At 36.7% G+C, this 13,676-nt stretch carries 13 protein-coding genes; 11 read left to right on the top strand and 2 right to left on the bottom strand.

The features are described from left to right. Nucleotides 1–28 precede the first annotated feature (28 nt). Complete coding sequence (gene cls / locus FFM61_RS07570) at nucleotides 29–1,477, top strand: cardiolipin synthase (RefSeq protein ID WP_074427939.1); 1,449 nt, start codon at nucleotides 29–31, stop codon at nucleotides 1,475–1,477. A gap of 57 nt (nucleotides 1,478–1,534) precedes the next feature. Here the strand turns inward: cls and FFM61_RS07565 are convergent, their stop codons facing one another. After that, nucleotides 1,535–2,167 (bottom strand): HdeD family acid-resistance protein, encoded by a 633-nt coding sequence (locus FFM61_RS07565; protein ID WP_074427938.1) that lies wholly within the window; start codon nucleotides 2,165–2,167, stop codon nucleotides 1,535–1,537. Nucleotides 2,168–2,285: 118 nt separating this feature from the next. Here FFM61_RS07565 and FFM61_RS09215 point away from each other — a divergent pair, with 118 nt between their 5' ends. The 4 genes from FFM61_RS09215 (at nucleotide 2,286) to FFM61_RS07550 (ending at nucleotide 6,574) form a co-directional block, all read left to right on the top strand. Next, on the top strand, nucleotides 2,286–2,414 hold the full coding sequence (locus FFM61_RS09215) for a hypothetical protein (RefSeq protein WP_255313617.1): 129 nt from the start codon (nucleotides 2,286–2,288) through the stop codon (nucleotides 2,412–2,414). Between the two features lie 82 nt (nucleotides 2,415–2,496). After that, nucleotides 2,497–4,320 carry a translation elongation factor 4 gene (gene lepA / locus FFM61_RS07560; protein ID WP_074427937.1) on the top strand — a complete coding sequence of 608 codons (1,824 nt, stop codon included), beginning with the start codon at nucleotides 2,497–2,499 and terminating at the stop codon, nucleotides 4,318–4,320. Nucleotides 4,321–4,436: 116 nt separating this feature from the next. Beyond that, complete coding sequence (locus FFM61_RS07555) at nucleotides 4,437–4,679, top strand: type B 50S ribosomal protein L31 (RefSeq protein WP_074427936.1); 243 nt, start codon at nucleotides 4,437–4,439, stop codon at nucleotides 4,677–4,679. Nucleotides 4,680–5,221: 542 nt separating this feature from the next. Continuing rightward, nucleotides 5,222–6,574: a Na+/H+ antiporter NhaC family protein gene (locus FFM61_RS07550; protein WP_074427935.1), complete on the top strand. Its 1,353-nt coding sequence runs from the start codon at nucleotides 5,222–5,224 to the stop codon at nucleotides 6,572–6,574. Here FFM61_RS07550 and FFM61_RS07545 read toward each other — a convergent pair. After that, nucleotides 6,558–6,947 carry a ribonuclease HI family protein gene (locus tag FFM61_RS07545; RefSeq protein ID WP_074427934.1) on the bottom strand — a complete coding sequence of 130 codons (390 nt, stop codon included), beginning with the start codon at nucleotides 6,945–6,947 and terminating at the stop codon, nucleotides 6,558–6,560. The genes FFM61_RS07550 and FFM61_RS07545 overlap by 17 nt on opposite strands. 88 nt (nucleotides 6,948–7,035) lie before the next feature. Here FFM61_RS07545 and FFM61_RS07540 point away from each other — a divergent pair, with 88 nt between their 5' ends. The 6 genes from FFM61_RS07540 (at nucleotide 7,036) to FFM61_RS07515 (ending at nucleotide 13,633) form a co-directional block, all read left to right on the top strand. After that, a complete protein-coding gene (locus FFM61_RS07540) occupies nucleotides 7,036–7,407 on the top strand; it encodes an EbsA family protein (protein ID WP_074427933.1) in 372 nt (123 codons plus the stop codon). Further along, nucleotides 7,408–8,313, top strand: a complete 906-nt coding sequence (locus FFM61_RS07535; RefSeq protein WP_074427932.1) for an RluA family pseudouridine synthase — start codon at nucleotides 7,408–7,410, stop codon at nucleotides 8,311–8,313. It abuts the gene before it with no gap. 196 nt (nucleotides 8,314–8,509) lie between these two features. Further along, a complete protein-coding gene (gene pyrR / locus FFM61_RS07530) occupies nucleotides 8,510–9,022 on the top strand; it encodes a bifunctional pyr operon transcriptional regulator/uracil phosphoribosyltransferase PyrR (RefSeq protein ID WP_074427931.1) in 513 nt (170 codons plus the stop codon). A 61-nt stretch (nucleotides 9,023–9,083) separates the two neighbouring features. Continuing rightward, entirely contained in the window at nucleotides 9,084–10,169 is a 1,086-nt protein-coding gene (locus FFM61_RS07525; protein WP_074427930.1) for a carbamoyl phosphate synthase small subunit, read from the top strand. Then, nucleotides 10,166–12,634, top strand: a complete 2,469-nt coding sequence (locus FFM61_RS07520; protein WP_074427929.1) for an ATP-binding protein — start codon at nucleotides 10,166–10,168, stop codon at nucleotides 12,632–12,634. Before FFM61_RS07525 ends, FFM61_RS07520 begins: the two co-directional genes overlap by 4 nt. A gap of 69 nt (nucleotides 12,635–12,703) precedes the next feature. Next, a complete protein-coding gene (locus tag FFM61_RS07515; protein WP_074427928.1) occupies nucleotides 12,704–13,633 on the top strand; it encodes a peptidylprolyl isomerase in 930 nt (309 codons plus the stop codon). Nucleotides 13,634–13,676 lie beyond the last annotated feature (43 nt).

Raw genomic sequence — 13,676 nt, 5'->3', positions numbered from 1 at the left:
AAGACTATCATTCAAAAGGAGATGGGTTATGGCTGAACATTGGTTGATGATATTAATTGAAATCATCTTCGTAGTTAATAGTTTTGCAGCTATTTTAACGGTATTTAGAGATCGTTATCGTGATATTACTTCTATTTGGGCGTGGATGCTTGTTTTATTGTTGTTTCCTGGAATCGGATTTTTAATTTATTTTTTGTTTGGTCGGAAATTATCAGGGCATCATATTTTTAATATGCAAACACAAGAAGTTTTAGGTATTGATAAAATTGCTGATAATCAGCAAAAAGAAGTGATCGCACTATCTGATCCAGAACGTTATGTGGAAGAACAAGCGTTTATTCGCTTATTTTTACAAAATGAGCAAGCTATATTTTCGAATCAAAATGAAGTAAACATTTTAACAGATGGTCATGAAAAATTTGAGCAATTATTTATTGATATTAAAGCAGCTAAGCATCATATTAACGTTGAATATTATACAATTTATGATGATAAGTTAGGGAATGAATTTGTTGACTTGTTGACTGAAAAAGCTAAAGAAGGCGTACGGATTCGTGTTATTTATGATAGCTGGGGATCTGGTGGTAAAAACAACAAATTATATCAACGATTGCGTGAAGCAGGCGGCCATGTAGAAGCATTTTTAATGCCAAAATGGCAAGTTATGTCTTTGCATGTTAATAATCACGATCACCGTAAGTTAGTCATTATTGATGGTGATATTGGTTACATTGGGGGCTTTAATATCGGTGATCAATATTTAGGTCGTTTAGACAAATTTGGTTATTGGCGTGATACGCATTTACGTGTTGTTGGTGATGCTGTCTTGGCTATGCAAAGTCGTTTCTTTATGGACTGGAATGCCACTAATAAATACCAAAAATTGAAGTTTGGTGAGGAATATTTTCCGTCACATGATACGGGTGGCGATGTTGCCATGCAAATTGTTTCTTCAGGTCCAGATTCAGATATGAATCAAATATATCAAGGGTACCTGCGTATGATTTCAATGGCTCATGAAAGTATTACGATTCAATCACCTTACTTTATCCCGAATCAAGCAATTATGGACTCGCTTGCAATTGCAGCTAAGTCGGGCGTACATGTTAGAATTATGATTCCATCAAAACCTGATCATATGTTTGTTTATCGGGCAACGGAATATTATGCAAGTGTTTTAGCTAATGAGGGAATCGAAGTTTACGCATATAACAAAGGGTTTTTACATGCTAAAACAATCGTAATTGATAATCGTATTGTCTCAGTTGGTAGTGCTAATATGGATATTCGTTCATTTTCTCTGAATTTTGAAGTTAATGCGTTTTTGTATAGTGAACGGGTAGCATTAGAAATGGAAGCTATCTTTGAAGAGGATTTGCTGGATTCACAGCTTTTAACGTCAGAGTATTTTGCAGCACAATCATCATGGAAACGATTTAAGCAATTTTTCTCAAGATTATTAACACCGATTTTGTGATTAATAATTGCTATAAAAAGGCAGCCTCACTGAGGCTGCCTTTTTGGTTGAAAATATTTATTTGTCATTGTTTAAGTTGTTTTTATGACTAAAAAAACTAACAAGCAAGAAGAAAATACCCAATAGGTCAGTATAAACACCTAAAATAATTTGCATATTGTGAGGTGTATAACCTGTAAATAATACTAAAAATAGTCCTAAAGCAAGACCAACAACACCAATAATCAAGCCAACTAAGCGTTGCCAACCAATTAATAGTTCGGGAACCCAAGTTTGGGCTAAATTACTGGTGGCATTAAATAGAATCCAAAAGCCGAATACCAAACCAATAAAATCTTGTGTGAAATCTTGACGGAATAACAAAACAAGGCCCATCACAGCACTTAGTAGGGCGCTCATTAAATGGGCCCCGCGCAGATAAACACTATTGCTAAATAGCATAAGATCAATAAAAGCAATAAAAATTGAAAAAAGGCCAAAAATAATCGACACTGCAAGTAACCATTCCGTATTAAAAACAAATGCAAAAATTCCTAAAATAATTGAAATGACACCGGCAGCGGCTAATAATTTACGAACAAAATAAGAAATAACAGGTTTTTGTGATTGTTGTGGTTGTTTGGAAAGTCTTGACGGTACCACGTCCTCGTCGTTGATCGTTTCATGTTTTATTTCTGGCAAATTAGCCATAAGAATGTCCCCCTAATAGGTTGTTTAAATTGAGTGTAATTGAAAAAGTTGTAAAATACAATTGAAGCGTGAATTAAAACAAAAAATATTAACTATTTAGCAAAGGAGAACAGGAAAAATGCTTAAATGGATTATTATCATTATTTTGTTGGTAGGTTTTATTTATACACAATATCGTCAAAAAAAATTCAATCAATCTGTCGATGAAAAAGCCAAAAAAATGACCGATAAGTTAAATAAAAAATAATGGATCAGGGAGTACTACCATGATATTAAGAATACTTGTATAATGGTATGGACAGAATAAATACAACACAGGAGCGCAAATAATGAATATAGAAGAAATGCAGGCGCGCCAAAACCATATACGTAATTTTAGTATTGTGGCTCATATTGATCATGGTAAATCAACAATATCAGATCGTATTTTGGAAGCAACACACACAGTTACTGAGCGTGAAATGCAAAATCAGTTACTAGATACGATGGATTTGGAACGTGAACGTGGTATTACAATTAAAATGAATGCCGTTGAGGTGCATTATAAGGCTAATGATGGTGGAACTTATATTTTCCATTTAGTTGATACACCAGGGCATGTGGATTTTTCATATGAAGTATCACGTTCATTAGCTGCCGCTGATGGCGCTATCTTGGTCGTTGATGCTGCTCAAGGAGTTGAAGCACAGACATTAGCGAATGTTTATTTAGCAATTGAAAATGATTTGGAAATTTTACCAGTTATTAATAAAATTGATTTACCAGCTGCTAATCCAGAAGCTGTGAAAACTGAAATTGAAGATGTCATCGGTATTGATGCGTCTAATGCTGTGTTGGCATCAGCCAAAAAAGGAATTGGTATTCCAGAATTATTAGAAAAAATAGTTACGGATATTCCAGCGCCAGAAGGTAGTTTGACAGATCCATTACAAGCACTAATCTTTGATTCGGCATATGACTCATATAAAGGAGTTATTTTAACGGTTCGTGTTAAAACAGGTATTTTAAAACCAGGTGAAAAAATTAAATTTATGAATTCTGGTGCCTCATATGAAGTAACAGAAGTCGGTGTGAATTCACCAGCGCCTATTAAACGTGATTATTTGATGGCAGGGGATATTGGATATGTAGCAGCATCTATTAAAAATATTCGCGATGCGCGACCGGGCGATACAATAACACATGTTAAGCAACCTGCAGAAAATCCATTGCCGGGATATCAGCCAATGACCCCAATGGTATACTCGGGACTATATCCAACGGATAATGCGAAGTATAACGACCTGCGTGATGCACTTGAAAAATTACAATTAAATGATGCTTCTTTGGAGTTTGAACCTGAAACTTCACAAGCATTAGGATTTGGCTTTCGAACTGGGTTCTTAGGTCTATTACACATGGACGTTATTCAAGAACGCCTTGAACGTGAATTTGACTTGGATTTGATTACAACAGCGCCATCAGTTACCTACCATGCGTTTACAACTGATGGTGAGATGGTTGACGTTGCTAATCCATCCGAACTACCAGATGTTGCTGAGATTAAAACAATTGAAGAACCATTTGTGCATGCCCAAATTATGGTACCAAATGATTATGTTGGTGCCGTTATGGAGCTGGCACAAGCTAAGCGTGGTGAATTTGATACGATGGATTATTTAGATGAGACCCGTGTGAATGTGAAGTATTACATGCCGCTATCTGAAATTATTTTTGATTTCTTTGATAAATTAAAATCAAATACGCGTGGTTATGCATCATTAGATTATGATATATCAGGGTATCGTCAATCTGATTTGGTGAAGATTGATATTTTGCTAAATGGAGACAAAGTTGATGCGCTTAGTTTCATTGTCCACCGTGATTTTGCGCAAGAACGCTCACGTGTGATTACGAAGAAATTAAAAGAGATTATTCCACGTCGTAATTTTGAAATCCCAGTGCAAGCTGCAATTGGTTCTAAAATTGTGGCACGGTCAACTATCAAGGCTTATCGTAAAGACGTTACGTCACGTATTCATACGGGTGATCCTGATCGTCGTGCGAAATTGTTGGACAAGCAAAAACGTGGTAAAAAACGGATGAAATCTGTTGGAACTGTTGAAGTTCCGCAGGAAGCTTTTATGGCGGTTTTGAAGGCTGATGAAGAATAAAATAAAATGATAGCTTTTAGTGAAAAACTATCATTTTATAAAATTTTATGTTAATATAGTTTAGTTAAATAAACTGACTCTGATTTTTATAAATTCAGGGCGATAAGGAGAAAATAATGAAGGCTGAAATTCATCCAGATTACCACCAAGTGGTTTTCGTTGACTCAACTACTGGTTACAAGTTTGTGTCAGGTTCTACTCGTACTTCTGACGAAACTATCGAATTTGAGGGTGCTACTTATCCAATGATTCGTGTTGAAATTACTTCAGATTCACACCCATTCTACACTGGTAAGCAAAAGTTTACTACTGTCGACGGTGCTGTTGATAAGTTTAACAAGAAATATGGACTTGCTTAATCACAAATCCTTACAAAAGCCGTTGTATAGCGCTAAATGCCTATATGACGGCTTTTTTGTGTGCTTTTTTAAGTGTTTTACAGTGTTGTTAAGTGTTGCAAAGTAGCATGTTTTATCCACCTTTTGTCCACTGCGAACCATATTCGAACCATTTTTCAAATTAAAAATCCGCATATTTTAAATTGCTAGTTGACACCTTACTAATAGGTGCGTACAATAATCCACATTGGTAGAACATTTCATTGTATGTCAGAGAAGCTACGGTAGCTGTGAGTAGCGCAGGTGGAATGATTGAACTATTTAAACATTGTAAATATCTTAAAGAGAGTTAGTTTTTGCGTACTAACTAATTTTTGGGTGGTACCGCGGAAACTTTTCGTCCCAGCAATGAGTCAATTGACTTGTTACTGGGGCTTTTTTATTGCTGAAAGGAGCAAAACATTGGGGTATTAAAACATATCAATCACGTTGGTGGACTTAGTCGTTATCTCTTTTGAGGATAATTGTTTAACAGGTAAGTAGCAATGAAGGAGAGAATAAATATGAATAAGTCAGTAACGTTTAAACAAAGTATGGTTTTATTAATTACGGTCATCTTAATTTTTAGTATTAGTATTTTAGGTTTTGGATTATCACCCAATGTACCGCTGGTGATAAGTCTTATTTTTGTCATGTTATACGCCAAAAAGCGTCAAACATCTTGGCAAGATATTCAAGGACAATTGTTAAAAGGGATTGAGCAAGCGTTAGCACCGTTATTTTTGTTCTTGCTAATTGGTATGTTAATTGGTCTTTGGATGGAAACCAATACAATTCCCACGCTACTATGGACAGGCTTGAAGTTAGCTAATGTAGAATGGTTTTTACCTAGCACTGTTTTGATTATGGCAATTATGGGTACGATGGTTGGCTCTGCTTTTACTACTTTAGCGACCGTGGGGGTGGCGTTGATGGGTGTTGGGACAGCCATTGGATTTGATCCCGGGATTGTTGCTGGAGCTGCCTTGTCTGGTGCGATTTTTGGAGATAAGAGTTCACCACTATCGGACTCAACTAATTTAGCATCATCAATTGCTGGTACGGATTTGTTTACTCATATTAAAAACCTGATGTGGACGACTATTCCAGCATTACTTGTCTCATTATTGCTTTTTACGTTTCTAAGCAAACAAATAAAAGTTGCTAGTGATGTGCACGAATTACAACACTTAGCGTCATTATTATCACCAAATTGGTGGTCAATGGTGCCGTTAATTTTGTTGGTTGTTATGGCCTGGCGTCATGTGCCAGCAATTCCAACATTGTTAATGAACATTGCAGTAACGGGCATCATATTTATGTTTAATCATTCAATACAGCAGTTTTCGGATGTAATTATGAATGGTTCAACAACAACAATCAAAAATGAAATGCTCGCTAGTTTGTTAAATCGTGGTGGCATGTTATCAATGATGCCAACAGTAATTATTATTATGTTGGCCTTAGCTTTAGGTGGACTGTTAACGCAGCAAGGAATTCTTAGTGCTTTTATGACCCCGTTGGTAACGCGCATTAAGACACAAGCGGGCGTGATTACAGGCACGGTCATTACAGGAATTTCAGCTAATTTTTTGATTGGTGAGCAATACTTAGCTACTATTTTGCCTGGTCAATTGTGGAAGGAAAGTTTTGTACGCTTAAAAATTAACCCATTAACTTTAGGGCGATCATTAGAAGATTCAGGAACAGTTATTAATTACTTGGTACCTTGGGGTGTTGCAGGGAGTTTTGCAGCACAAACGTTAGGTGTTTCAGTAACTTCGTTTGCGCCATTTACTTTCTTTGCCTTGTTGTCACCGATTTGCTCGTTAATTAGTGCTTGGACAGGCATTGGACAGATTAAGCGTGATGAATAGCCTGCCAAGCGAGTTGGTGAGCACCATGATTTTGTTTTTCTGGAATCCAGTTGGCAATTAAAAGTTGGTAATAATCTTGTTGTATTAACAACTGAGTTAATTGTTCACTAAAATGTTTGGCGTAACGTTTCTTAATACTATCGATAACTAATTTAGAATCTGCATAGTACATGATAGTGTCATCATAATTAGCAATTTTGGCTAATTCTTCAAATGTCCAGATAGCTGCTGCAAACTCAGCTTCGTGATTAGACATAATACCAAGATAGTGATGTTTTTGAATTTGTTGACCGTTGTATAAAATAACAAGGCCAGCGCCACTACGACCAGGATTACCTTGACTAGCAGCATCAGAATATATTTTGATTAACATGACAAGCACCTCTAAGTTTATTATACTAAAAGACAGAGATATTATGAGATGATTGGTCGATAATGCACAAATCAGAAAGGATTTCAGAATGAAAGGGTACTATCAACCAGCTGGTTTATTAGGATTAATTAATTGGCTATGGATTATCATGATTGCAATGTTTGCTCTGATTATGCAACTTGAAGTAACACATTTAAATAGTTGGACGATTGTGGCAATGATTGTGTTCTTATTCATTGCGTTATTAACGTACTTCAGACGGCGGGTTAGATTGTCAGCAAATGCTATTTTAATCATACCCATGTTTGGTGTCCATACAGAAAAAATTCGTTTTAAGGAGATGCAACATGTTCAATTTACTAAAAGAACAGTCATCTTTAGTTACGAAGACGAAAGATATAGTTATTGGATGAATAAAAAATTCTTAAATCAACTACAAAAGGAAATTGAAGGTAAGTAAATGACTGAGGAAACATTGACGATTGCAGATCAGACTGGTCGTCTGGATAAAGTAGTAGCAGATACCTTTGCTGACTATACACGTACGCAAATTTCAAAATGGATTGATGATGGTGTGCTAAAAGTTAATGGGGATGAAAAGAAGGCAAAGTACAAGGTTCATGAAGGTGATGTTATTACATTTACTGTTCCAGAACCAGTTGTATTAGATGTTAAGCCAGAAAATATTCCTTTAGATATTGTCTATGAAGACGATGATTTATTAGTAATCAATAAGCCACAGGGGATGGTTGTTCATCCAGCTGCAGGTCATCCAGATGGTACGTTAGTAAATGCTTTAATGTACCATACACATCTTTCAACTATTAATGGGGTTATCCGTCCAGGAATTGTGCATCGTATTGATAAAGACACATCTGGTCTTTTGATGGTTGCTAAAAACGATAAAGCGCATGAAGCATTGTCAGCCGATTTAAAAGCTAAGAAAAACTTACGTCAATATTATGCACTGGTACATGGTGAATTTACGGAAAATAGAGGGACAATTACTGCACCTTTAGGTCGGTCAAAAGCCGATCGTAAAAAACAAGCAGTTGTGTCTGGCGGCCGTGATGCCGTAACTCATTTTGAAGTGGTTAAACGTTTTGTTGGGTATACCTTGTTGAAAGTGACCCTAGAAACGGGACGGACCCATCAAATTCGCGTGCATATGGATTATATTGGTCATCCTGTTGCAGGTGATCCTTTATATGGCCCTAAAAAAACACTTGCGGGAAATGGTCAATATTTGCATGCAGCCACCCTTGGTTTGACACAACCAACGACACAAGAAGCATTGCAATTTGAAGCACCATTACCGGATGATTTTGAATACATGTTAAGCCAACTACAACCGTATGCAGAATAAGTAAATCATTTGTTCGCAAATAGTGCTTAACATGATAAAATGAGATATACAAAAATTGAAACTTTCTTAAGGTAGTTCAGCGAGATTGCTAGAAGGTAATGTGATAAATAAAGCTAACGAGACGTTACCCTTTTAGATTAGGAGAGTAGTGTCTCTTTTTTATTAGGTGTGAATAATGAGAGAAAAGGAATAAATTATGGCAAAAGAGATTGTTGATGCAATGGCGATGCAACGAGCACTTACAAGAATTACTTATGAAATCATTGAAAAAAATAAGGGTATCACAAATCTGGCAATTGTTGGTATTAAAACACGAGGTGTCTTTATTGCGCAACGAATTGCTGAACGTCTACAACAATTAGAAGGTGCAACAATTCCGGTTATTCCATTAGATATCACTCATTGTCGTGATGATGATAATCAAAGTACAGGAGAAAAAATATCATTTGAGGAAAATATTGATAATAAACGCATTATTTTAGTTGATGATGTTTTGTTTACTGGTCGTACAATTAGAGCAGCTTTAGATGCCATCATGGATAATGGTCGTCCAGCAGCCGTTAATTTAGCCGTATTGGTTGATCGAGGTCATCGTGAATTACCAATTAGAGCAGATTTTGTCGGCAAAAATATTCCGACAGCAACTTCTGAAAGTATTCGAGTAAAAATGAAGGAATTTGATGGCATGGATGGTATTGAAATTCAGTAATTTTGACCGTTAACCGGGAAGGAGGAATCGTTTAGTATTCTGACTAAACGATACCAACGTCATGACAACACGTTATTTAATTTTACAAGATGGTACTGTGTATGCAGGTGAAGCTTTCGGGGCGCCTGCAACGACTTTTGGGGAATTAGTATTTAATACAGCTATGACCGGGTATCAAGAAATTATCACGAATCCAATTTATTACAATCAAATTATAATGTTTACAACACCAACTATTGGTGCTGCAGGGATTAATCACTATGCGGATGAGTCAATTGTACCTTCTGTAAAGGGGGTTGTAGTTCGTGAAATAGCCGAAATATCAACTAATCGTTTACGAACACTAAGTTTAAATGATTATTTGAAACGGCATAATGTACCTGGTATTTCGCAAATTGATACCCGCGCTTTAACACGTCATTTACGTGAAACTGGTATACAAAAGGCATCAATTGTTGATCAACCTGATGATCATGCTTTTGACCAATTGCGAGCAATGGTGTTAACAAATCAACAAGTGGCGCAACTTTCAACACCAAAGGCTTACGCTAATCCAGGGCGAGGCGCCAATGTTGTTGTGGTTGATTTTGGGCTGAAAAGCGGAATTTTAAGAATGTTAAGTGATTTTGATGCAAATGTCACTGTTTTGCCTTATTTGGCAACAATTGATGAAGTTGCTAATCTTGATCCAGATGGCATTGTGATTTCATCTGGACCAGGTGATCCAAATCAAGTACCAGAAACTGCTCTTGAGATTATCCGTGAGTTTGAGCAGCGAATTCCTTTATTTGGAATTGGATTGGGTCATGAATTATTTGCTATTGCTAATGGGGCCAAAGTTGCTGAACTAGCATCAGCACATCATGGGATGAATCACCCGATTCGGGAACAAATTACAAGTGATATTATCTTTGCAACGCAGGGGCAAGCGTATTATGTTGATCATACTTCTATTAAAGATACGCCCCTGTTTGTTACACATATTGATATTACGGATAATCAAATTCAAGGGTTACGACATCGCGATTATCCAGCTTTCAGTGTGCAATTCTTCCCAGATGCTGCCCCAGGCCCATTAGAAGAAACACAGGCATTTGCTGAGTTTATGGAAATGGTGATGGCTCGACGTGGAGGAGGTGGCATATGACAGAACGAGTGCTTATTATAGGTGGATCAGCTAATGATTTTGGTCGTGAAACTGAAGGTGATGTTGCAACGTTTCAAGTTGTTGATGTTATCAAAAAATATGGTCATGAAGTAGTTATTGTTGATGACAATCCGTATGCGTTTACGACTAGTCGCCACGATATTCAAGTCATTGAAAAAGCATTAACGATTGATAATCTGATGGCGGTTATTGCCAAAGAACATATCACAGCCATGGTAACGTCAGTGGGTGGTTCAACAGCAACGCGGCTAGGGGCTGATATTTTAAAGTTAATGGGCAACGGTGCACCTAAAGTTTTAGGTTTGTCACTACCAGTGATGCAAGCCACACAAAATACAAAATATTTACATGAGCGATTGCAACAGCTAAATATTCCAACGGTTCAATCACGTTTAGCTAGTAATGTTAGCGAAGCTTTTGATGCCGTTAGAGACTTCGAGTTGCCAGTTGTTATTCGACCAATTGCGCCAATGGGACAGACACTGCGGTTGCAAGTCACTGATATTGATGATTTAGAAGAAGCTGTTGAAACAGGGCTTAACCGGTCAATTACGCATCAAGTTAATATTGATAAAAGCATTCGTGGCCATCAAGAAATATCGATGCTAGTAATCCGTGATAAAAGAGATACCACTGTCTTGATTGGTGGCGTCGAAGACATGGATCCAGTCGGTATTCATTCTGCAGATTCAATTGCGATTACGCCTATTCAAACTTTGCCAGATCCGGTCTATCAAAAATTACGGTCAGCAGCGTTTAAAGTTATCCGTGGTTTTGATGTTATTGGGTTATTAGAAGTTAGATTTGCAGTTGATCCTAAAGTTGATGATTATGTTATTACCCGTGTCACACCATATTTTGATCGAACTGCGGCTTTATTAGTTGCAGCGACAGGGTATCCATTAATTCCAGTGGTCACGCGATTGATTTTAGGCGAGACGTTAGAAGCAGTTCAAACACCGGTGATTGGGGCTAATCATACAGCATTATTGGAACCAACAATGGATCATATTGTTATTCGCTTTCCAATCTTTTCATTTGGTGATTTTGAATCTAATGGTGTTAAAACAGAGCACCGGTTAAATACAGTGCAAAAATCAGTTGGTACGACAATTGGGGTGGGACGTAGTGTTGAAGAAGCGTTGGAAAAAGCCATTCGAGCAGCTCATTTCAATAATCGTAACTTCTCACCAACCGTGATGAACGCTCTGACAGATAATGGAATTATTGAACAACTTATTCATCCTCGTGATAATCGCATTTTTGTTCTCTTGGAGGCATTAAGGAGAGGTTATACAGTTGATGAATTGGCTGAAATGACTAAAATTAATGCGTTTTATTTTTATAAGTTAAGACAAATTAACAAATTAGAAGAAACAGTAAAAAATAAGCCTTGGCAAATGGATGTGGTTAAGTTAGCAAAGTATTATGGTTTGTCAGACGGGTTAATTGCGCGTTTGTGGCATGCAAAATATGAAGAAGTTCGTCGTTATCGATGGGATAATGGTATTTTGCCAACTTATAAAGCGTTTGAGCCATCCGCAGGTGAATTTGAAGAAGCTGCTAATCAGTATTATTCAACTTTTGAATCAGAAAATGAAAGTATACGGTTAGGAAAGTATACTGCCTTAGTAATTGGGGCAGGTGGTTTTCGTTTAGGGGATGGTGCGGCCGCTTCTTACGTTATGGCAATGGTAGCTGCAGAATTGCAAGCACAAGGTATTCAAACGGTGTTAATGAACAATAGTCCAACTGACTTAATGTTTATGCCACAGTTAGGAAACAAGAAGTATTATGAACCATTAGAGATTTCTGATGTTATGAATGTTATCGAAATTGAACAGCCTATGCAAGTTTTTGTGCCAGGTAACCGTATTAAATTAATTAATAGTTTGCGACAAAATGGTATTGATGTAAAAGTTATTGCAAAAGAAAAATATTTGCCAAGTAGTATTGTAGATGATACATCACGAACAGTCGTTAATTACTTTTATGATGGTCAAACTATTTACTTAATTGGCATGGGTAGCCAAAGTAATGATGGTATTATTTTGGATCAATCTGTGATGACAGAAGCACTTTGGGATAAAATACCACGTCCACAAATGAGTTCGGAAACACCGGGTTTATATCAAATGTTGATTAAACATCAACCTAGTCATAATGATGAACCATTGATGGTCGTTCGACCAATGCCATTTACAATGGTGGCTTTTTTGGATAAAGTGACAGGGATTGACTGGATGCGTTTGGTAATTCGTTATATGTTGAATCGTCAAACCCATGTTGAACAACAGTTTTTGGCACAATTAAAATCATTACAATGGCGTATTCCTAAAGCGCAATTGACCTATTGGCATGCAGATTTTGAGGAACATATGGAAATTGATCAGATGTTAGATAATGGGCGCTATGCGATTGGTGCAACGTACCATTTAATTTAAGTATCGGTCGTATTTATATGATAAACTAGAAAAGTTGTATTATTAATATTAAGAAAGAGGGCACTACCCATGTGGAAAAAAGTATTAGGTGTGCTAGTAGCAGTTGCTGTAGCAGTTGGTCTAGCAGCCTGGGGAATCGGTCCCAAATCAATCGTAACGACTGATGCGGGTAACGTTTCACAAGCTGAGTATTACAAAAATCTGAAGAAGTCTCCAGCAGGACAACAAGAACTAGCCAACATGATTATTCAAAAAGTTTTGAATGATAAGTATGGTGATAAAGTTTCAAAGAAGTCTGTTGAAAACCAATTCAAGGATGCCAAAAAGCAATATGGTGAGCAATTCTCACAAACATTGTCACAAAATGGTATGGATGAAGATAGTTTCAGACAATCATTAGAAATTCAAGCATTAGAAAAGCAAGCGGTTATTGCCAATGAAAACTATTCAACAAAGCAATTACGTAAAACTTATAATGATTACCAACCTAAAACAAATGTTTCTGTTATTTTAACAGAGTCAGAAGATGATGCTAAAAAGGTCATTAATGATTTGAATAAGGGTGGCGATTTTGCTAAGTTAGCAAAAGACAAGTCAATTGATACTAATACCAAGAAAAATGGTGGTAAGATGACTGCCTTTGATTCAACTGATGCTAATTTAGAGGATGATTTTAAGTCAGCTGCCTTTAAGCTTAAGAATGGTGAGTACACGAAGACGCCAGTACAATCACAATCATCACAAGGATATTTTATTATCAAGAAGAATTCTCAAGCTTCAAAGAAGTCATTTAAGACCCTTAAGCCAAAGATGAAGATGATTTTGGTTGATCAAACAATGTCTGATACTAATAAAGTCCAAGCAATTGTGGGAGAAGAATTAGGTAAGGCGGATGTTAACATTAAGGATTCAACCTTGCAAAATGTTTTGTCAACTTATACGCAAGCTGCCGCAACAGCAAAAGCAGCCAATAGTAGTAGTTCACAAGATAATAAATAGTGAAATTATAAAAACTGCAGTCAATAATGATTGCAGTTTTTAT

The organism is Weissella hellenica, from assembly GCF_005405545.1.
In the GTDB taxonomy this organism is placed as follows: Bacteria; Bacillota; Bacilli; order Lactobacillales; family Lactobacillaceae; genus Weissella; species Weissella hellenica.
Note: the sequence above shows the minus strand (reverse complement) of the source record. Positions and strands in the feature narration are given on the sequence as shown.